A 21,411-nucleotide genomic window follows, 5' to 3' on the forward strand; every position below is an offset into this window, starting at 1 on the left:
GCATAAACATAACAGAACGAATATTTTGGATAAACAACTCATTTGGCAGCAATGTCGGAATCGTCTTTTTTGTCGTAAGATTGGCCTAAAGAAGCAACTTGGGTTACATTTACTTTAATTTTTTTCAAATTTTTAATGGCGTCCAAATTTTCTTCTTTAGGTTTTAGCGCTTTTATCTTTAAGTTCTCAAATGTGAAATCTGTCAAATCGTACAGGTCTGATTTTTCAACATCAAATGCTATTTCACAACTGATATCAATATTTTTTATCAGAATATTATTTGCTAAAGATTTTCTAGGTCTTTCTTCCCCTTTTAAATCAAAAAACTGATTCCAGCCTTTTACATACAGGAAGGTTTTTACATTGCCCGTGATATTTTCAACCGTAAGATATTCGTAATGCTGAGGAGTATCTGGTCTCATTTTAAGATGTAACAATCTCGAAGCATCTTTCACCTTTGAGTTACGCAGAATTACATTATAATTGTGGATAGATTCGCTGCCACAAGTCAGGACGCTGTGACAAAACCCAAAGCTGTTATCTTCGATGATGATATTTCTGTTTTCTCCATTTTCAGGCGCTTTATCTGCTTTCGGGCCTTTTCCGCCTTTTAATGCGATGGCGTCATCATTCACCGACATATAGCAATTTTTAATCAGGAAATTTGTGCAGGCATCGATATCAACAGCATCTGTACTTGGTGCTTTTACCGGTTCTTTCGGCGCAAGAATTGTCAAGTTTAATAATTTTACAAATTCACTTTTATAATAGTGGGTACTCCAGAAAGGGGAATTTTTTATGGTAATTCCTTCAACCTGAACATTTTTAGAATTTGAAATATAGATGATTCTCGGTCTCATTTCGTCCATATTGGTACACTTAGGGTTCCACTGGCGTCTTTTCCAGAATGCTTTCCAAAAGCGCAATCCGTTTCCATCCAGCGTTCCTTTTCCTGAAATGGTAAAGCCATCCAGCCCGTCCGCGTTGATTATTGCCGGAAAATATTTTACAGTCTGTCCCTCCATTCTTGTTTCTACAACTGGAAAATCACTGATATCATCACTTCCTTTTAACTTTGCACCATTCTCCAAATGCAAATGTGTTCCCTGTTTGAAGAAAACGGAACTGACCAAGAATGTCCCTTTTGGCACAATGATGACACCGCCGCCATTTTTAGCCGCCAGATCGATGACAGCCTGAACCTGTTTTGTCTGAAGAACCGTACTGTCATTTTTCACTCCGTTATCGGTAAGAATATATTTTTTACCAAGTTTATTGATGTCTGTAGATTTATTTTCTTTAAACCATTTGGGAATTTTGGTGCCGTCAGGAAATTTATCCTGGCTTTTTACTCCTGGTGAAAACAATAAGAGTACAAACAGAGATAATAAGAAGTTTGATGTATTTTGAGATTTCATAATTTATTTTTACTATAGATCCTAATTTTTTATTACTAAAAATTAGCACTCAAAAAGAATGGCAAAATAAAGGAATATCATTTAAATAAAACTTATTCGATTTCCTTTCATAAAAACAGCAAATAATTCTCAACTGTATAACGAAAATTATTCTTTTATTTCATTTTCATAAAAATAGACATTTTGGGAATGTACACTATCCTGCTCTTTCATGTTGACAGGTTTCCGAATGATTTCAGTTGCAGGAAAATTTCAGTAATTTTTAAAAACCATCCGTTTTTCAAACTTTCTTTTTTTTAACCCAAGGCAGAACTTCTCCGATTATAATCATTCATAATCTTATATAAAATCATAAAATTTCCTTTTTGATAGACATAATTTGATTAAATTTACGACTATAATGTATGTTATTTTGACATACCGAAAAATTTCAGAAAAAGTACGTATGAATAAGAAAAATGCCACAATATATGACATCTCGAAAAAGCTCAGCGTAAGTGTGGCAACTGTTTCTAGAGCATTGAACGATCATCCGAGAATAAGCCAGGCAACGAAAGATTTGGTGAAGAAAACCGCCAAAGAAATGAACTACAAGCAAAATAATCTTGCCAAAGCTCTGAAAAGTGGGGAAACAAAAAACGTAGGGATTATCGTACCTTATATTAATACCAATTTCTTTTCATCTGTGATCCGTGGAATTGAAGAGGAGCTTTCTCCGCATGGTTATCATGTCATTATCTGCCAGAGCCATGAGGATGTAAATATTGAGAAAAGACACTTAAATACCTTGCTTAACGCTCAGGTTGACGGAATTTTCATGTCCGTTTCCAAGACGACAGTTGATACCGAGCATATTCAGAATATCCTGGATACAACCAATACCCCCATTATATTTTTTGACCGTAAAAAGGATATTTCAGGAATCAGTACGGTGACTATAGATGACTATCGTGGCGGTTATTTGGCGACTGAACACCTGATTAATGAAGGTTACAGAAATATTTGTCATTTTTCCGGGGACTTAAATTTAGAAATTTATGAGAACCGTCTAAACGGTTACAAACAGGCTTTAATTGACAATAATTTAAGCATAAAGGAAGAAAATATTATCACAACCGGCAGTTCGATCGATGAAGGAATTGATGCAGTTAAAAAACTTTGGGATCAGAAATCCATCCCGGATGCCATCTTTTCATCAAGTGACTTTGCTGCGTTGGGCGCTTGTCAGGAACTGAAAAAACGTAAAATTAAAATTCCACAGGAAGTAGCTATTATTGGCTTTTCAAACGAACCTTTTACCCAATTTATGGAGCTTCCGATGAGTTCCGTTGACCAGACTCCTGTAACGATGGGGAAAATGGCGGGACAGGTTTTTATTGAAAGCGTAAAGGAAAATGGTTCTGGTGTTTCTATTGAGAAGAAAGTTGTGCTGGCACCGCAACTTTATATTAGGAAGTCTTCTAAGAGAAAATAATTTATAAATTTCTTTTGTCTTGAAACAAAAGAAACAAAAATTCAAGACTTGGAAACTTCCGCTAAAAAATATTTTTGTTTTCTAAAAATCCCAAAACTCGTGCGAATTTGATATTTGTTCTTCAGTTTAATATTTGTCTCGCACTCAAACAGTGGGATTTTCTTAACGTTCACAAAATTATTTTTCTTAACGCTCCATTTTCCTATGTCGCCGTGATAATTCAATGTATATGTCATTGTGGCAAAGGAATAATCTCAACTCTGATAATAAAAGACTCTAAACATACTTAATTTTTGGCTAAAGCCAATTGATTTAATTATTTTGTGTAAACGGGCTAAAGCCCATTGCTATTGATACAGAATTTGTGTTTATTTGTGAAAAAAATTGTGCTATTTGTGGTTAAAAATCAAGCTTAATTTAACCAAAAGAAAATGCTTCCCACAAATGTAGAAAGCATTTTCAGCCCTAATATTAATATAATTAAAACAATTATAAACTTACTCCTCTTCTCCAGGGAATAAAATCGTTTTGATTTAAAATTGCGGCTTTTGTTTTTACCTCTCCGCTTGCGACTTCGATGATAAATTCTAAAAGCTCTTCTGCCTTTTCGTCGATTGTTTTTTCACCTGTAATCACGTCTCCTGTGTTGAAATCGATGATGTCGGGCATTCTTTGGGATAAAGCAGTATTTGATGAAATTTTTACCACAGGAACAACCGGATTTCCAGTCGGAGTTCCTAAACCTGTCGTAAATAAAACCACATTTGAGCCGGAACCGACCAAAGCAGTCGTACATTCCACATCATTTCCAGGTGTGCACAATAAATTCAAACCTGGTTCCTTGATATATTCTGTAAAATCGAGAACGTCATTTATTGGTGATGAACCGCCTTTTTTAGCTGCTCCTGCGGATTTCATGGCATCAGTTATCAATCCATCCTTAATATTCCCCGGTGACGGATTCATATCAAAACCTGAACCTGCAGCAACGACTGATTCTTCGAAATCTTTCATTAACTGTAAAAATCTTTCGGCATCTTCTTCTTTAACACAACGGTTTACCAATTCCTGCTCTACTCCACATAATTCCGGGAATTCTGAAAGGATCGTTGAACCTCCGATTCCTGCCATTAAATCTGATAATTGTCCTAAAACCGGATTGGCAGAAATTCCTGAAAAACCGTCTGAACCACCACATTCCAATCCTAAAACCAGTTTAGAAATTGGTGCCGGTTTTCTTTCGATTTCATTGGCTTTTTTGATTGCTTCGTAAGAATCTTTGATGATTCCATTCAGCATTTCATCAACCGTTCCTGATTTTTGCTGTTCGTAAACAATGATCGGTTTTTTATTATTCGGACTGATTTTTTCCAATGCATCTTTAAAAATCTGAACCTGTAAATTCTGGCAACCCAGGCTCAAAACCGTTGCTCCGGCTACATTCGGATTATTCACATAACCTGCCAGTAACCTTCCTAATGCTTCTGCATCCTGACGAATTCCGCCACAACCGCCCTGATGAGTGATGAATTTAACTTCAATATTTTTAAAAACTCTTGAATCCTGCTCTTCATCAACAGCAGTTTCCGCCTCAGAATTATTGATTAATGATCTTAATAATAACTGGTGTTTTGTTACTTTTTCAAACAGCAATTCCTTTTCAAAAACATCTTTTAAAATCTCAACATTTCTGTTTTCACAAAAAACCAACGGGAAAAATAACCAGACATTTTCTGTTCCAACCTGCCCGTCTTCACGGTGATAACCCATAAAAGTTTTATCTTTCCATTTGTCAACATTCGGAGCGGTCCATGAAGTTGTTTCAGTTTTGCCCTCTACCTTTGCACTTTGGTGTTTAACATTTTCAGTCGTGATAACCTCTCCTTTTCGGATCGGCTGACTCGCTTTTCCCACCAAAACCCCATACATAATGATCTCGTCTCCAATCGTAAGATCTTCGGTCACGAATTTGTGTTTTGCCTTCGTGTCTTTTATAATGTCATACGTAAGATCGCCCAAAGTAACAGTTTCCCCCTGCGTGAGATCAACCAATGCCACTGCTACATTATCTTTGGGATTTACTTTCAGCACTTTCTTTTGCATAATTTTTTAAGAATAAAATTGTATAAAGTTGTAATATGCAGTTTCGATATCATTATGGTCAATTTCCCACAATGCTTTTGCTACTGCAGATTTCAAACCGCTAACCTTTGTAAGGTCTGTTTCCCAGAAAATGGTTTCACTTAACGCCAACTCGGTGACTTTATCGTAATTTTCGTTTGCCCAAATTTCTTTAAATCGGTTTACTATTGCTTCCTCATCATTTAAAGGTAGAGACTTTTCATCAAAATTCCCTTGGTAGAATCTGATTAAACTTGTCAATGAGAAGGTTAAATTAAGTGGTAATTTATGGTTAATTTCCACATATTTTAACAAGCTTGGAAGAATTCTCACTTTAAATTTAGAAACAAAATACAACGCGATACTTGCCTGATAATGCTTGATAAAAGGATTTCTGAATCGGTCGAAAACTTCTTCAGCAAAATCCGTCAGTTCAGTTTCATCTAAACCTAAAGTTGGATTCACTTCATTGAATATCGTTTCACTTAAAAATTTACCTAAAAACTGATCATCAATAGATTCTTTTACCGTTTCCTTTCCTGATAAAATCGCCGGAGCCAACATCAATGTATGACCACCATTCAAAATTCTTACTTTTCTCAAACGATATGGCTGAATATTATCAACAACCAAAATCTGTTCGTCAATTTTATCGAAAGGAATTCTTTCTTTTAAATTTGCCGCATCCTGGATCACAAAAAGCAGAAATACTTCCGAAACTACCATCATCTGATCCTCATAATCCAACTGATCTTCATATGTGTCTGCATCATCTTTAGGATAACCCGGAACAATCCTGTCTACCAATGTGTTATGGAAATAATTATTTTGTTCAATCCATTGCACAAAGTTAGCTTCTAAATTCCAAAGTCGGGCATATTTTAAGATCATTTCTTTTAAAGCTAAAGCATTGTCTTCGATCAATTCACAAGGAATAATTCTCAAGCCTTTATCTTCTGCTCCATTGAAATGTTTGAATCTTTCGTGTAATAAAACCGTTAGTTTCGCAGGAAAATTTTTGTGCGGACCAGTGTAATCATTTTCTGATTCGTCGTAAGCAATTCCTGTTTCTGTTGTATTGGAAAAGATAAATTCTAATTCTTTTTCTTTTGCCAACACTAAGAATTCGTCGTAGTTTGTATAAGGATTGATTGACTTCTGAATCGCAGAAATCACCTGTTTTGTATCAATAATCTCCCCTTTCTTAATTCCTCTTGAAAAAAGTGTGTATAAATTATCCTGCTCTTCCAATTTATGAACCGAACCGCCCGGAGTCGGCTGAACGTTTACGATTCCTGCATTAAATCCTGCTTCTTTATTTAGTTTATCAATCACATAATCTGTGAATCCTCTCATGAAATTTCCGCCTCCAAATTGTACAATTTTGATGGGAAGCTTTTCCTGAGAATCAATTAATTCACGATTTAATTTTTGTTTTGTCTGATTTTCCATCTTTTTTAACTCGATGATTTTATTTTTTAACGCAATGGGCACAAAGTTTTTTTGTAATTATTGCTGTTGATTTTTAAGTTCGCAAAGGCGTTTGACTCAGCGAAGAATGTTAACTTTTACAAAGAACTATTTTTACTTACTTATCACTTTATATTTAGGAACTAATGATTTCATTACGGTCCAAGCAATTAAATATGCCACTGCACAGATTGAAAAAATAATCATGTAACCTTTGTCGATTCCGTCTGAGATTACAGCCCCTGATTTTTCTAATTGCTCAAAAAAACCTTCCGGTAAACGTTCGTTGATGTATTGAGGATATTTTTCTAACAATGGAATTCCGTCAACTGTCGTCCAGGCTTTATGAGCATGATCAAACAATACGCCAGAAGATTTATTGATTAAAAATGATCCGATTCCTCCCGCCATTCCACCAATTCCTGTGATGGTTGCAATGGCTTTTTTAGGAAACATATCGCCGACTGTCGAGAAAATATTTGCCGACCAAGCCTGGTGCGCTGCTCCAGCAATTCCGATAATCAACACCGGAAGCCAATAGGTAAATGTGCCTAAAGGTTGTGCTAAAAGCGCTAACAAAGGGAAAAATGCAAAAATCAACATGGCTTTCATTCTTCCTGCATAGGCGTTCATTCCTTTTTTTTCAACGAAATATTTTGGAAGCCAACCTCCGATAATTGACAGTAAAGTAATCATATAAAGGACGAATAAAGGTAATGCACTTTGTGTGGAATCCATCTTGTAGACTGAGCTTAAGTAAGCCGGTGTCCAGAATAAAAAGAACCACCAAATCCCGTCTGTCATGAATTTTCCGAACGCAAAAGCCCAGGTTTGTCTGTAGCTGAAACATTCTCTGAAAGTAAATTTCTTCTCAGGAATACTTGAATCTTCATTCGGTATATCATCCTGGTCCTGTTGAATATATGTTAACTCATGTTCATTAACTTTATGATGTTCGTGAGGCTTTTTGTAATAGAAAACCCAAAGTCCCATCCATACAAACCCCAATGCTCCGATAATGATAAATGCCCATTCCCAACCCATAGATTTAGCAATAAAAGGAATGGTAACCGGCGCTGCCAAAGCTCCAACCGTTGCCCCTGCATTAAAAATACTTGTAGCTAAAGCTCTGTCTTTTTTAGGAAAATATTCTGCCGTAGTTTTGATTGCAGCGGGAAAGTTTCCTGCTTCACCAACCGCCAAAACGAAACGTGCAAAAATAAACAACGTTACACTCGTACTGATGATTGCACCAACATTGTCAACCCGACTGATAATTTCTTTAGATTCAACAAAACCTACCAGCCAGTTTCCTGTTAAAACACCTGAAGTTGCAATTCCGCAAAAAGCGTGTAAAACCGCCCCAACAGACCAAATTGCGATTGCCCAAAGGAAACCTTTTTTGGTATCCATCCAATCCACAAATTTCCCAGCGAAAAGCATACTCACCGCATAGAAAATAGAAAATAATGCTGTAATATTTCCGTAATCGTTATTGTTCCAGTGAAATTCGGGTGCGATGAAGTCTTTCCATGTCAATGACAATACCTGACGATCCATATAATTGATGGTCGTGGCAATGAACAGCAAAAAGCATATCGTCCATCTGAATGTACTCGGTTTAAGAGACTTAACTGAACTCATATTAATTTTAGAATTAGTTATTGTTTGAATTTTTTTTAAATAATGATATTCGTTTTTAATGCAAAGTCGCAGATATTTTTTGGATACTAACTATTCTTAAGTTCACAAAGGTGCTCTGCTAAGATTACAAAGTGTTCAGCTTATGGAATCATTATTTTAAAGTCTGAATAATTTCCAATACTTTTTTAGTTTCATTTTCTATAGTTGTGTAGTCTTTAGCAAGCATTAATTCTTTACTTACCAATTTGCTTCCCATTCCCACGGCAGAAACACCGGCCTTGAACCAGCTTTCAATACTTTCTTTTGTAGTATCAACACCGCCGGTCGGCATAAACTTCAGGTTCGGAAAAACATCTTTGATCGCACTCATAAATCCGACTCCTAAAGCATTTCCGGGAAATAATTTAATGAAAGTTACTCCTGAGTTCTCGGCTTCGATAATTTCTGTCGGAGTCATGCAGCCCGGACTGTAAAGCAAATCTTTTGGAATTAAAAATTCTGCAACTTCTGCCACAAAGCCCGGACTGATGAAAAAATCTGCACCTGCTTTATCATATTCTTCAGCTTGTTGTACATTCTTGATTGTTCCAATTCCCAAAAGCATTTCCGGCATTTCCGCGTTACGGATTTCTACCATTTTTGTGAAATTACTTAATGCTGCTTCGCCACGGCTTGTATATTCTACCGCGCGGATTCCGGCTTTGTAAAGTGATCTCAGTATTTCTAAAGTTACCGTTTCATCAGCGTTATAATATAAAGGTAAAACGCCCTGGTTGATGATGGTATTTGTAACGAATTGAATCTTTGTCATGTTTTTGACTTTTGTGTTAAGACTTCGGCTAGCTCAGTCTGACAATATTTTATAGTTTAGGTTAATTGCTAAAAGCTAATCGCCAAAAGTCATTTACCTTTTTATTCTTCCTCCTGAATTTCCGTTCATTACTTCCAGAATATCTTCTGCGCTGCAGTAATTGATGTCTCCCGGAATCGTATGCTTAATTGCACAGGCTGCATTGGCAAATTTCAATGCTTTTTCGTCATCAAAATTGATTAAACCATAAATCAGACCTGCTGCAAAAGCATCACCTGTCCCGATTCTGTCCACCACAGGACTCACTTCTAAAAGTTCTGTTTCAAAATAACTTTCGTTGATCAGGGCTCTTCCCTGCGTTTGCTGAGAACTCGCCGTAACGCCGATTCTTATCTTGTCAAAAATCTTATGTATAGAAGGAATTTGTTGTTTTAATTCATTACAGGCTTCAATAAAACCTTCTTTATCCGGTGAAAACCGGGTTCCGAGAATTTCATTAATTTCATTCACTCCACCGATGAAAATCGTAGAATATGAAACCAATTCTTTCAAAACTTCGTTTCCGTTTTTTCCGTATTTCCAAAGGTTTGAGCGGTAAGCCGGGTCGGTTGTAACTTCAATCCCCAACTCACGGGCTGTTTGTAAACCTTCTTTCAGACTTTCATAAGCCGATTCGGAAATTCCGGGGCTGATACCTGTCCAGTGGAAATATCTGCAGCCTTCAAGGGCTTTTTTCCAGTCAATTTGTTCAGATTTAATATTCGCGAAAGAACCGTTTAATCGGTTGTAAGCGATTCTGCTGGCGCGAACTGATGAACCCACTTCCAAAAAATATAAACCTAAAGGATATTCATTTTTGTTGATGAAAGTCGTGTCAATCCCAAAACTTTTAATGAAAGAGACCGCTGATTCACCCACAAAATCATCAGAAACACTGCTGATATGTCTCACATGGCAACCCATTGTTGCCAATGAAGATGCTACATTAAGCTCTGTTCCGCCGAAAAAGAATTCCATTTCGTGGCTTTGCTTCATCGTTCTGTTTCCGGGTGGCGAAAGTCGCATGATGACTTCTCCGAATGTGACTATTTTGCTGCTCATAATTTTTTAATTAAAAATCAAAATAATTTTTAGCATTATGATAACAAATATCTGAAATTATTTTACCTATCATTTCAATATCATCAGGCAATTCACCATTTTTCATCTCTTCACCGAAAAGATTACACAATACTCTTCTGAAATATTCGTGTCTCGGGTAAGAAAGGAAGCTTCTGGAATCCGTTAACATTCCAACGAAACAGCTTATTAATCCCATGTTGGAAAGGGCATTCATCTGCTTGATCATTCCGTCTTTCTGGTCAAGAAACCACCATCCTGAACCGAACTGTACTTTTCCTTTGATGCTGCCGTCGTTAAAATTTCCGATCATTGTCGCAAAAATCTCATTGTCAGCAGGATTTAAGTTATATAAAATTGTCTTTGTTAATTTGTCTTTCCCGTCTAATGCATTTAATAATTTAGACAGAGTTTCAGCCTGAACGAAGTCACCGATAGAATCCCAGCCCGTATCCGGACCTAAAATTCTGTGCATTCTTTCATTATTATTTCTCAAAGCTCCCAAATGGAACTGCTGAACCCAGCCGAATTTGTGATACGTTTCGCCCAAGAACAATAAAATAGCCGTTTTGAATTGATTCACCTGCTTTTCAGCAATCACTTTTCCTGATAATTTATCATTGAAAATGGTATTCACTTCCACTTCTGTATATTCTTCGAAAGAAATATTGTTCAATCCGTGGTCGCAGAGTCTGCATCCGTTTTCGTGGAAATATTCAATTCTTTTCAATAAGGCGTCACACAACGTCTGGTAAGAATTAATTTCAATTCCGGCTGATTCTCCTAATTTCGAAATATAATCTGCAAAGTTGTGGTTTTCAATTAAAATCGCTTTATCAGGACGGAAAGCTGTGCTTACTTTAATGCTGAAATCGCTTTTCGCTAAATCCTGGTGATAATTTAAAATATCTGTAGGATCTTCTGTTGTACACAGAGATTCTACGTTCATCATTTTCAATAAACCTCTTGTCGATTTTTCAGGAGTCTGAAGCTGAGCGGTAATATTTTCGTAAATTTCTGATGCGTTGTCTGCATTTAATAATTCATCAATTCCGAAATATCTTTTTAATTCCAGATGTGTCCAGTGATACAAAGGATTTCTCAATGTATAAGGAACTGTTTTTGCCCAAGCTTCAAATTTTTCTTTATCTGAAGCATCTCCAGTAATGAATTTTTCGTTCACGCCTAATGTACGCATGGCTCTCCATTTGTAATGATCGCCGGCAATCCAAACCTTTGAGATATTTTCGAAAACAGTGTCTTCTGCAATATCTTTAGGAATCAAATGATTATGATAATCAATGATGGGTTGCTTTTCCGCATACTTGAAGTATAATTCTTCAGCGTATTTATTTTGTAATAAAAATTGATCTGTAATAAAAGGTTTCATTCTAATCTAATTCTGTTGTTACTCATTAGCAGGTTTTCCGATGGTCGCCAAAATTCCGCCATCAACGTAAATAATCTGTCCGTTGATGAATCTGCTTGCATTCGAAGCCAAGAAAATTGCTGTTCCTGCAAGGTCTTCAGGGTTTCCCCATCTTCCTTCCGGCGTTCTGCTGATGATAAAATCGTTAAAAGGATGTCCGTCAACTCTGATAGGCTCTGTCTGAGAAGTCGCAAAATATCCGGGACCGATTCCGTTCACCTGAATATTGTACTTTGCCCATTCTGTCGCCAGATTTTTGGTAAGCATTTTCAGTCCGCCTTTTGCAGAAGCGTATGCTACTACATTGTCACGACCCAGCTCACTCATCATCGAGCAGATGTTGATGATCTTTCCGGATTTTCTTTTGATCATGTATTTTCCAACTAATTTGGACATGATAAAAGGTCCTGTAAGATCTACATCGATTACTTTTCTAAAGTCTTCAACTTCCATTTCAATGGCCGGAACACGTTTGATGATTCCTGCATTGTTGACAAGGATGTCTATTTTCCCATGAGCGGCTTCCATTAAAGCTACTTTCTGAGCAGCTTCCAGCTCATCCGTCACATCAAAAAGATAACCGGTTGCTTTATATCCTTTATCGTGATAATAGTTTAAAGCTTCCTCTAATTTTGAAGGTGTCGTGCTTGTGATCGCCAGTTCAGCACCTGCAGCGGCAAGACCTTCAGCCATTGCCATTCCTAATCCGTGAGTACCGCCAGTTACAACGGCTACTTTACCGGATAAATCAAATAAATTCATTAGAAAAAATTACATTAGTTCGTTAGTTTTGATTCCGTCCATATCGCCGTAGTCCATATTCTCCCCGGCCATACCCCAGATAAAAGTATAATTAGAAGTTCCGACTCCTGAGTGGATTGACCATTCCGGAGACAGCACTGCTTCACGGTTTTTCATAAAAATATGACGCGTTTCCTGAGGCTGTCCTAAGAAATGACTGATTGTCTGCCCTTCTTCCAAATCAAAATAAAAATACGCTTCCATTCTTCTGGTATGAGTATGCGCAGGCATTGTGTTCCAAACGCTTCCAGGTTGAAGTTCTGTCATTCCCATTTGAAGTTGACAGGTTTCAAGAACAGAATTTACAATCAGTTTGTTGATCGTACGTTTGTTGGCGTATTTTTCTTCCCCTAATTCTACAATTTCGGCTTCATTTTTCGTGATCTTTTTCGTCGGATAAGCATGATGCGCGGGAGCTGAGTTGATGTAAAAATAAGGTTGTGCATCGCCTGACTTTTCAAAAACCACTTCTTTAGCGCCTTTTCCGATGTATAAAGCTTCTTTGTTGGCAAGCTCATATACTTCGCCGTCTACTATTACTTTTCCGGCACCGCCGACATTGATGATACCTAGCTCTCTCCTGTCAAGGAAGTTTTCAGCTTTCAAATCATCTGTTGGTTCCAGTTTTAAAGCTTTTGATGAAGGCATTACACCTCCTACAATAAGCCTGTCGTACATAGAATAGACTAGTTTTATCTTATCTTCATTAAATAAATCATTGATTAGAAACTCCCTCCTAAGATCTTCAGTGGTATACTTTTTTGCATCTTCAGGATGATGGGCGTAACGAAATTCTGACTGTGTCATACTGCTTGATTTTTATACTTTTCTTTTGCGGTTTTATCAAAACCTATTAAACATTGCGTAATCGATTGCATAAAATTACACTAAAATCTTATAGAAATACTTGCTGTTAAATATATAATTATTCTTTAATTAGTTAACAAAAAATTAATTTAAATTTATAAACAGCTTGTTTACAGACTATTAAATTTAAAAATAACATGGAAAGTAAGAGCGCATTCAAGGAATTGAAAGAATAATATTAACCAAAATTAATGCTTAAACAGTGTTTAAATATAAAATCATGCCAAAACAAAACAACCAAATTTCAATATTGATTTGACAACAATAAAACAAAACAGCTGTATATATTACACACAATAAGAATAATTAATATGAAGTAAAAAATAAAACTGAGAAGATTGACCTGGAAAGATGACAAAAATCAGGAATATTGTAAAAAAAATAATCCTGGCCATCCTTTTTGGGAAATTTTTAAGAGTAAAAACGGATAAATTTTAAGCAAATTTTAAGTTTTAAATTAATTAAGAATAAAGAGAATTGATTTTTTATACATCAATATTCAAGCTACATTTAAATTAACAAATTGTTAATTTACAACACTTTACAACATTATAATGATTTGAAATATTACAAACCAATCACCTTTCAACAGTCAAATTAATGAAAAAATAATATTTTTTTCTTTGCATATTGAAAAATAATATTAGTTTAGAAGCCAAGATATTTATCATGAAAATTTACGCAATCGATTGCACTCTAAAATGTGTAAATCTTTCAGAAAATATTTGCCACTAAAAATCAGTAAAATACTTACAAATCCACACAAGACAAGAACGATTGAAAAAAAACTTTCAACCAAAAATTAAAATTATAAGGATACAAAATGGATAAAAAAGTACAATCAATAAAGTGGTTATATCTAACTTTCTTTTTATTTCCTGTCCTGGCAATGGCTCAAGAAAAGGATAAAGAAACCAATATCGATGAAGTGGTTTTGGTAGGTTATTCTAAGGTTTCCAAAAAAGATGTTACCAATGCCGTTTCTTCTGTAAAAGCAGAAGCCATAAAAGATATGCCTTCCAATAATGCTGCAGAAGCAATCCAAGGAAGAATGGCCGGCGTTCAGGTTTCGTTAAGTGAAGGCTCACCTGGAGCGGACGTAGATATTGTAATCAGAGGAGGTAACTCAATTACCGGCAGTAATGCTCCGCTTTATATCGTAGACGGTGTTCAGATGGATAATGCACTATCTATTTTATCACCTAAAGAGATCGAATCTATTGAAGTTTTAAAAGATGCTTCATCCACAAGCATCTACGGAGCGAGAGGTGCGAATGGTGTAGTTCTTATTTCCACAAAAGGAGGGCGTAAGAAAGCCAAGACATCTATTAACTATAATGGATTTTTAGGCGTAAGATCAATACAAAATACTATTGATGTTTTAGATCCATATCAATATGTGCTTTATCAGTACGAGTTATATAACAAAGCTGGTATACAAACAGATATTGATGCTTTTAAAACAAGATATGGAACTTTTGAAGAGCTGGGAAAATATAAGGATATCAAGAAAAGAGATTGGCAGGATGAAGTTTTCGGCAGAGAAGCATTCAATTTTACCCACAATCTTTCTCTTACAGGGGGAACTGAGAAATCATCTTTTTCACTGTCTTTAAATAATGTTCAAGAAGACGGAATTATGATCGGCTCAGGCTTTAAAAGGAATATGGCCAATTTTAAATATGATTATGATATTTCAAAAAAATTAAGTCTTATTTTAAATGCAAGATACAGCAGACAGACTATTTTCGGGGCCGGAACATCTTCTACAGGTTCACAGGGCACTAACAGATTAAGAAATGCTGTAAGATATCAACCATTTGAAGGAGGCTCAACGGTGAATGTTGATGAGTTTGATCCTCTATTTGCAGATCAGACCAACTTGGTAAATCCAGTTTTATTGGCTAATAGTGAAATTAAGGAAAACGGTAGAAACGACCTAATGCTTAATGGAACTTTAGAATATAAAATTAATAAAGATTTTACGTTCAGAAGTGTTATAGGATATGTACAGAGAGACGAATTTGTAAATCAGTTTTCGGGAACAATAACCAGCCTTGCAAGACAGAATAACGATCAACCAGTGGTATTCCTGAGCAAAGCCCAGACAAGAAGAATCACCAATACCAATACTTTAAATTTCAGAAAAACATTTGGAAAACATAAATTAGACTTATTGGCCGGACAGGAAATTGTAAAAACTGACGGTGAATCATTAGCAATTAATATTAAATGGTTTCCAAAATCAATAAGTGCAGAAGAAGCATTTGCCAATATTCAATCAGCTTCACCACCAAACGGATTGGTTCAGGATGCTCCAAAAGCAGGAAGGGTTCCGGACAGATTAGCTTCTTTCTTTGGAAGAGCCAACTATATTTTCAACAACAAATATATTGTTACCGCTTCTATGAGGGCAGACGGATCCAGTGTATTCGGGCCCGGAAACAGATGGGGATATTTTCCGGCAGCTTCTGTAGCCTGGAAAATTGCTGAAGAAAATTTCTTAAAAGACAGTAAAACTATCAGCGAATTAAAGCTTCGTTTAGGATATGGTTTATCCGGAAACAACAGAATTGGTTCTTTTTTATATGATACATTCTTTATTACCTCCTCAGACTATGGTTATGCTTTTGGAACTAATGTAACGCCTGGTGCTACTACAGGTAATATCATGGCCAACAAAAACGTGAAATGGGAAACTGCAACTTCCAAAAATGCAGGTTTGGATTTCGCGCTATTTAAAGGAAGAATATACGGTACTCTTGATGTTTACCAGACTGATACGAAAGATCTTTTGCTTTTGGCAAAAATTCCCCAAACTACGGGTTATGAATATCAGTATCAAAACTCCGGAAGTACTACCAATAAAGGTATCGAATTCTCTGTGGGAGGTACTGTCATTAACAAAGAAAACTTCACTTGGAAAATTGATGCCAATATTTCGTCCAACAGAAATACAATTAAAAGTTTAGGAAATAGTGCCTCTGCAAGTGCTAATTTTTACTATTATCCGTCCGGTTGGCAGAATAACCTGAATGATTTTTTAGTACAGGTTGGCAAGCCGGTAGGTACTTATTGGGGATATGTTACGGCAGGAAGATATGAATTAAACGACTTCGATTACAATCCCACAACACAGATATATACATTAAAAGCCGGTATTCCAAGTGCCTCTGCTGCTGCCAACGGAGCAAAGCCTATACAGCCCGGAGATCTTAAACTTCAGGACCTTAACAATGATGGTATCATTGATAATAAGGACATGACAGATTTGGGAAATGCCCAACCTAAATTCTATGGAGGGTTCAACCAGACTTTCAGATATAGAAACTGGGATATGAGCTTAATGTTTAACTTCTCCGTAGGAAATAAAGTTTATAATGCCAATAAAATAGAATATTCTACGCAATATCTTTACAGAGATAACAACATGCTGGCAGAAGTTGCCGACAGATGGAGATGGTTTGATGATACAGGTATAAAAGTAAATGATCCAACTGCATTGGCTGCATTAAATGCCAATACAACCATGTGGACTCCCCCTGCAGGTGCATACTTCTTACATTCTTACGCCATTGAAGACGGATCATTCCTGAGATTAAACAACGTAACAGTTGGTTATTCCCTTGGAAAAGATTTCACGAAACAGCTGGGATTTTCAAATTTCAGATTGTATTTTACAATGAACAATGTATTTACAATCACAGGATATTCCGGATACGATCCTGAGGCAAACACAAGAAGAAACCCCTTAACACCTGGCGTGGATTATGCAGCTTATCCACGTAGCAGATTTATATTATCAGGGGTTGATATCACTTTTTAAACCTAATATTATGAATAAAAATAAATTTTTAACAATTCTATTTTCCGTTGCGGGATTACTGTCCGTAGCTTCATGTGAAGATTATTTGGAAGTAGAAAGTTTATCCAATACCGCAGAAAAACAGCAATTTGATTCTGTTTCAGATACATTTTCCGCATTAGTGGGAGTTTACAACAGTACGATGGGTGATAATACCTATGGCCAGAGAATGAACCTTATTTTAACACAGTCCGGTGATGATTTAAGAACTTCCGGTGATTATAATGCCAATGACAGAAGAGGTATAAGTTGTTTTGGGGCAATTCCCACCAATACTGAGCTTATAAAACCTTTTTTAGATACATATGCCGGCATCGAAAGAGCAAATCTTGTTATTAAAAATATTCCGCTTTCTCCTGTATACCAGACAGGTTCGGAATCTGATAAAAAATTAATGGACAGATATTTGGGTGAAGCTTTAACACTGAGGGCCCATTTTTATCATGATCTTATAAAAAACTGGGGAGATGTGCCATTTCAGGAGCTTCCATCTGCTGATCTTCCTAACCTGTACCTTGCAAAAACAGACCGGGATATAATTTATGATAAAATCCTTGATGATTTATTAAAAGCAGAAACTTTTGTTCCCTGGAAATCAGAAGGAAATACAACTTCACAAAGAATTTCAAAAGGGGCTGTAAAAGGTTTGAGAGCAAGAATTGCTTTGGCAAGAGCAGGATATTCATTAAGAAGAAATCCACAGCAAATGATACAGGGATCCAATCCTCAGAAGTATTATCAGATTGCATATGATGAATGTAAAGATATCATCAACTCCGGGCAGCATCAGTTAAATCCAAGTTATGAAGGACTGTTCAGATCCCTGCACACCAACAGCCAGGATGCAACGAATGAAGTTATATATGCTATTGGAGCCTTCGGAGGAAATTCAAAAACAGATAGTAAAATTGGTTATTACAACGGGTTACGACACGATGATACAGACTGGAAATCTTCAGGAGGGATCAATGCAATCCCTGTTTATTTTTACGATTTTACAAAATATGATGTAAGAAGAGACGTTAGTATTGCCATTTTCAGAGTAAATACTACAAAACAGCAAGAACTTCAAACTGCAATTAACTGGAATGACGGTAAATTTAGAAAATCATGGACGTCTATTACAGGAACATCTCAAAACCTGGGTATTGACTGGCCGTTATTAAGATATTCTGATATTTTATTAATGTTTGCCGAAGCAGATAACGAGCTTCACAGCGGTCCGTCACAAGATGCAATCAGTGCTGTTTTGGCTGTTAGACAGAGAGCTTATGCAGGGAATTTGGGTCAAGTGGGCACAATCCCAACGACCAAAAACGAATTCTTTAATTTTATTGTTAAAGAAAGACAATTAGAATTTGGAGGAGAAGGACTTAGAAAATATGACCTGATCCGTTGGAATTTGTTAGAAACTAAAATTAACGAAACCAAAGTGAAGCTTACGCAGTTCATGAACGGTACAGGAATGTATGCCAACGTCCCTGAATATATTTTCTATAAAAAAGTACCGTACACACCTGCAAATACAGCTCAGCAAAATGTATTGGATATTGACTTTTATACGGCAAGTGGAGTTACAAAAGCTGATGTTTTCTATAACCCGAATCAAAGTGTGGCGACACCTCCCGGATACACAAAAGTAAACTGGAGACTTGCTATGACACAGCCGTATATCAGTGGGGATCCTATCAAGAGCTATGCATATTATTTTCAGCCAAACAGAAAAGAATTGCTGCCAATAGCATTAGACGTGATTAATTCCAACTACAATCTTACACAAGATTACGGTTATTAGAGAAAAAGTTTCATATTCATATCAAAGAAATACAGGCTTCCTGCCACAAGAGAAGTCTGTATTTTAACTCAAAATTTATTTAATGAAAACTTCCACTTTTATTAAAAATTTTAAAATATTTTCAATTCTTTCGATGATATTCTTAAATCTTCTTTCTTTTAAAACCAATGATAAAATAATCATAGTTTCAAAAGACGGAAAAGGTAATTTTATTACGGTACAACAAGCCATCGATGTTATTGAAAATGATTCTGAGACAAGAACAAAAATTTTAATCAAAGCCGGAATTTACAAAGAAAAAATTATTATTCCGGACACAAAAGGGCCAATTTGTATTGAAGGGGAAAATCCCGAAAATACAATTATCACATACGATGATTATGCTTCAAAAAAGAATTCGGAAGGAAAAGATATCGGAACAACAGGCTCTTCAACGGTTTTTATTTATTCAAATGACTTTATAGCAAAAAATATTTCGTTTGAAAACAGCTCAGGAAGAGTCGGACAGGCTGTTGCAGTTTTAACTTCGGGTGACAGAATTACCTTTGAAAACTGCAGATTCTTAGGAAATCAGGATACTTTGTATTTGAAAGGTGCTCAGGATTTAACAGATAAAACAAAACCTTCAAGAAATTACTTTAAAAACTGCTACATCGAAGGTACCACAGACTACATTTTCGGAGCCGGAACCGCCGTTTTCGAAAACTGTACAATTTATTCTAAAGAAACAGCAAGCTACGTTACTGCCGCTTCTACTCCACAGGAAAGCGAATTCGGATTCGTTTTTATTCAATCTAAAATTATCGGAAATGCCAAAGAAAATTCCGTTTATTTAGGAAGACCCTGGAGACCTTTCGCCAAAACAGTTTACATAGATTGCGAAATGAATTCAACCATAAAACCGGAAGGATGGCACAATTGGAACAAACCCAATGCAGAAAAAACAACATTCTATGCAGAATTTAATTCAAAAGGGTCCGGAGCCAGTCCTGCAAAAAGAGCTTCGTGGGCGCACCAACTAACAATACACGAAAGAAAAAAATACACAACTGACAATATTCTTAAAGGAAAAGACCACTGGAATATGAAAACAAGTTTAAAATAATTTAAATCAAAAAGTAAAAATATCAAAGAATTTTCAATCATGAAAAAACACTTCACAAAAATAATGGCGATAGGAATCGTATGCGGAAGTTTTACTTTTGTTGAAGCTCAAAACGTCCTAAGTTTCCCTGGTGCAGAAGGTTTCGGAAGGCACACAACCGGTGGACGCGGCGGAAAAGTTTATTTCGTGACAAAATTAAGTGATGATGGTTCAGAAGGCACCTTGAGACATGCCTTAGATCAGAAAGGACCGAGATATATTGTTTTTAAAACCGGCGGAACGATTTACTTAGAATCACCCTTGAAAATAAAAGAAGGCGATGTCACCATTGCCGGACAAACCGCTCCCGGAGACGGAATTACCGTTGCCAATTACGAAACTTTTGTAGCAACAGATAACGTGGTTATCCGCTACATGAGATTCAGGATGGGTGATCAGAAAAAATATCAGGGCGATGCTTTTGGTGCAAGATTCATCAAAAATCTGATGGTCGATCATTGCTCAATGAGCTGGTCTACGGATGAGACAGTTTCCATTTACGTCAACGAAAACACAACACTTCAATGGTGTATAATTTCTGAAAGTTTAAGAAATTCCACCCATGAAAAAGGTGCTCACGGATATGGCGGAATCGCGGGCGGAAAATTTGCCTCTTTTCACCATAATATGTATGCCCATCACGACAGCAGAAATCCAAGATTAGGGGAATATGCGGGAAGTAAATTTGCATTAACCAATCTTACCGACTTCAGGAATAATGTGATCTACAATTGGGGGCACAATAATGTATACGGCGGCGAAGGAATGAACGTAAATATTGTTAATAATTACTACAAACCCGGTCCTGCGACCACAACAAAGCAACGGATTGTCGCCATAGATAAAAATAAAAAACGAGAAGCCGAAGTGTACAACATTTGGGGCAAATATTACATCAATGGAAATGTTGTGGAAGGAAGCCCGGAAATCACAAAGGACAACTGGACGAAAGGTGTTTTCGGTCAAATGAAGGCCTATAATCTGACAGATAAAGATAAAAACTCTATTAAAATCAATCAGCCACATGATATTCAGGACAATGTAAAAACTCATTCTGCAAAAGAAGCCTATGAGAAAATTTTACAGTTCGGAGGGGCAAGTCTGGTGAGAGATGCCGTTGATTTGCATGTTTTAAAAGATGCAAAAAATGGAAGTTTCACCTACAAAGGTTCAAAAGGAAGCACCAACGGAATCATTGATTCTCAAAATGATGCAGGCGGATTTCCAAATTTAAGCTCTGGCAACCCCCTTCCCGATGCAGACAACGACGGAATGCCCGATGAATGGGAAATTAAAAATCAATTAGACCCGAAAGTTGCCAATCCCAACGGACGGGATTTGGATAAAAATTACGATAATATTGAAGTATATTTTAACGATCTGGTTAAAAAAATAACCGAAGAACATCACTCCTAATAACCATGAGAACTTTTAGTTAAAAAACCAGTTATCT

Annotated in this window: 14 protein-coding genes; 5 read left to right on the forward strand and 9 right to left on the reverse strand. The window is 36.4% G+C overall.

Going from position 1 to position 21,411, the window contains the following annotated elements:
* Nucleotides 1-38: 38 nt before the first annotated feature.
* Nucleotides 39-1,418, reverse strand: coding sequence for a rhamnogalacturonidase (locus J2T03_RS04785; protein ID WP_307209751.1), 1,380 nt, complete (start codon nt 1,416-1,418; stop codon nt 39-41).
* 445 nt (nt 1,419-1,863) lie between these two features.
* On the opposite strand from J2T03_RS04785, the gene J2T03_RS04790 reads away from it, so the two are divergent.
* The gene (locus tag J2T03_RS04790) at nt 1,864-2,892 is read left to right on the forward strand and encodes a LacI family DNA-binding transcriptional regulator (protein ID WP_306842065.1); all 1,029 of its coding nucleotides are present in this window, start codon (nt 1,864-1,866) and stop codon (nt 2,890-2,892) included.
* 489 nt (nt 2,893-3,381) lie between these two features.
* Here the strand turns inward: J2T03_RS04790 and J2T03_RS04795 are convergent, their stop codons facing one another.
* From J2T03_RS04795 to kduI, 8 genes are all read right to left on the reverse strand, one after another.
* Nucleotides 3,382-4,995, reverse strand: coding sequence for a UxaA family hydrolase (locus J2T03_RS04795; RefSeq protein WP_306842063.1), 1,614 nt, complete (start codon nt 4,993-4,995; stop codon nt 3,382-3,384).
* A gap of 6 nt (nt 4,996-5,001) precedes the next feature.
* Nucleotides 5,002-6,465: a tagaturonate reductase gene (locus tag J2T03_RS04800; protein ID WP_307209753.1), complete on the reverse strand. Its 1,464-nt coding sequence runs from the start codon at nt 6,463-6,465 to the stop codon at nt 5,002-5,004.
* Between the two features lie 132 nt (nt 6,466-6,597).
* Nucleotides 6,598-8,127 (reverse strand): MFS transporter, encoded by a 1,530-nt coding sequence (locus J2T03_RS04805; protein ID WP_306842059.1) that lies wholly within the window; start codon nt 8,125-8,127, stop codon nt 6,598-6,600.
* 151 nt (nt 8,128-8,278) lie between these two features.
* Nucleotides 8,279-8,938 carry a bifunctional 4-hydroxy-2-oxoglutarate aldolase/2-dehydro-3-deoxy-phosphogluconate aldolase gene (locus J2T03_RS04810; protein WP_307209755.1) on the reverse strand — a complete coding sequence of 220 codons (660 nt, stop codon included), beginning with the start codon at nt 8,936-8,938 and terminating at the stop codon, nt 8,279-8,281.
* A gap of 93 nt (nt 8,939-9,031) precedes the next feature.
* Nucleotides 9,032-10,039 (reverse strand): sugar kinase, encoded by a 1,008-nt coding sequence (locus J2T03_RS04815; protein WP_307209756.1) that lies wholly within the window; start codon nt 10,037-10,039, stop codon nt 9,032-9,034.
* 10 nt (nt 10,040-10,049) lie between these two features.
* A complete protein-coding gene (uxaC, locus tag J2T03_RS04820; protein ID WP_306842054.1) occupies nt 10,050-11,447 on the reverse strand; it encodes a glucuronate isomerase in 1,398 nt (465 codons plus the stop codon).
* An 18-nt stretch (nt 11,448-11,465) separates the two neighbouring features.
* Nucleotides 11,466-12,248: a gluconate 5-dehydrogenase gene (locus J2T03_RS04825; RefSeq protein ID WP_307209758.1), complete on the reverse strand. Its 783-nt coding sequence runs from the start codon at nt 12,246-12,248 to the stop codon at nt 11,466-11,468.
* A 9-nt stretch (nt 12,249-12,257) separates the two neighbouring features.
* Nucleotides 12,258-13,094 (reverse strand): 5-dehydro-4-deoxy-D-glucuronate isomerase, encoded by an 837-nt coding sequence (gene kduI, locus J2T03_RS04830; protein WP_306842049.1) that lies wholly within the window; start codon nt 13,092-13,094, stop codon nt 12,258-12,260.
* Nucleotides 13,095-13,977: 883 nt separating this feature from the next.
* Between kduI and J2T03_RS04835 the strand changes: the two genes are divergently transcribed.
* The 4 genes from J2T03_RS04835 to J2T03_RS04850 all read left to right on the forward strand — a co-directional run bounded on the left by J2T03_RS04835 (nt 13,978) and on the right by J2T03_RS04850 (nt 21,374).
* Nucleotides 13,978-16,980, forward strand: a complete 3,003-nt coding sequence (locus tag J2T03_RS04835; protein WP_307209760.1) for a SusC/RagA family TonB-linked outer membrane protein — start codon at nt 13,978-13,980, stop codon at nt 16,978-16,980.
* A 10-nt stretch (nt 16,981-16,990) separates the two neighbouring features.
* Nucleotides 16,991-18,814 (forward strand): RagB/SusD family nutrient uptake outer membrane protein, encoded by a 1,824-nt coding sequence (locus J2T03_RS04840; RefSeq protein WP_306842045.1) that lies wholly within the window; start codon nt 16,991-16,993, stop codon nt 18,812-18,814.
* Between the two features lie 82 nt (nt 18,815-18,896).
* Nucleotides 18,897-19,919, forward strand: a complete 1,023-nt coding sequence (locus J2T03_RS04845; RefSeq protein ID WP_307209762.1) for a pectinesterase family protein — start codon at nt 18,897-18,899, stop codon at nt 19,917-19,919.
* A gap of 39 nt (nt 19,920-19,958) precedes the next feature.
* Entirely contained in the window at nt 19,959-21,374 is a 1,416-nt protein-coding gene (locus J2T03_RS04850) for a pectate lyase family protein (RefSeq protein ID WP_307209764.1), read from the forward strand.
* Nucleotides 21,375-21,411 lie beyond the last annotated feature (37 nt).

The organism is Chryseobacterium lathyri, assembly GCF_030812195.1.
In the GTDB taxonomy this organism is placed as follows: domain Bacteria; phylum Bacteroidota; class Bacteroidia; order Flavobacteriales; family Weeksellaceae; genus Chryseobacterium; species Chryseobacterium lathyri_A.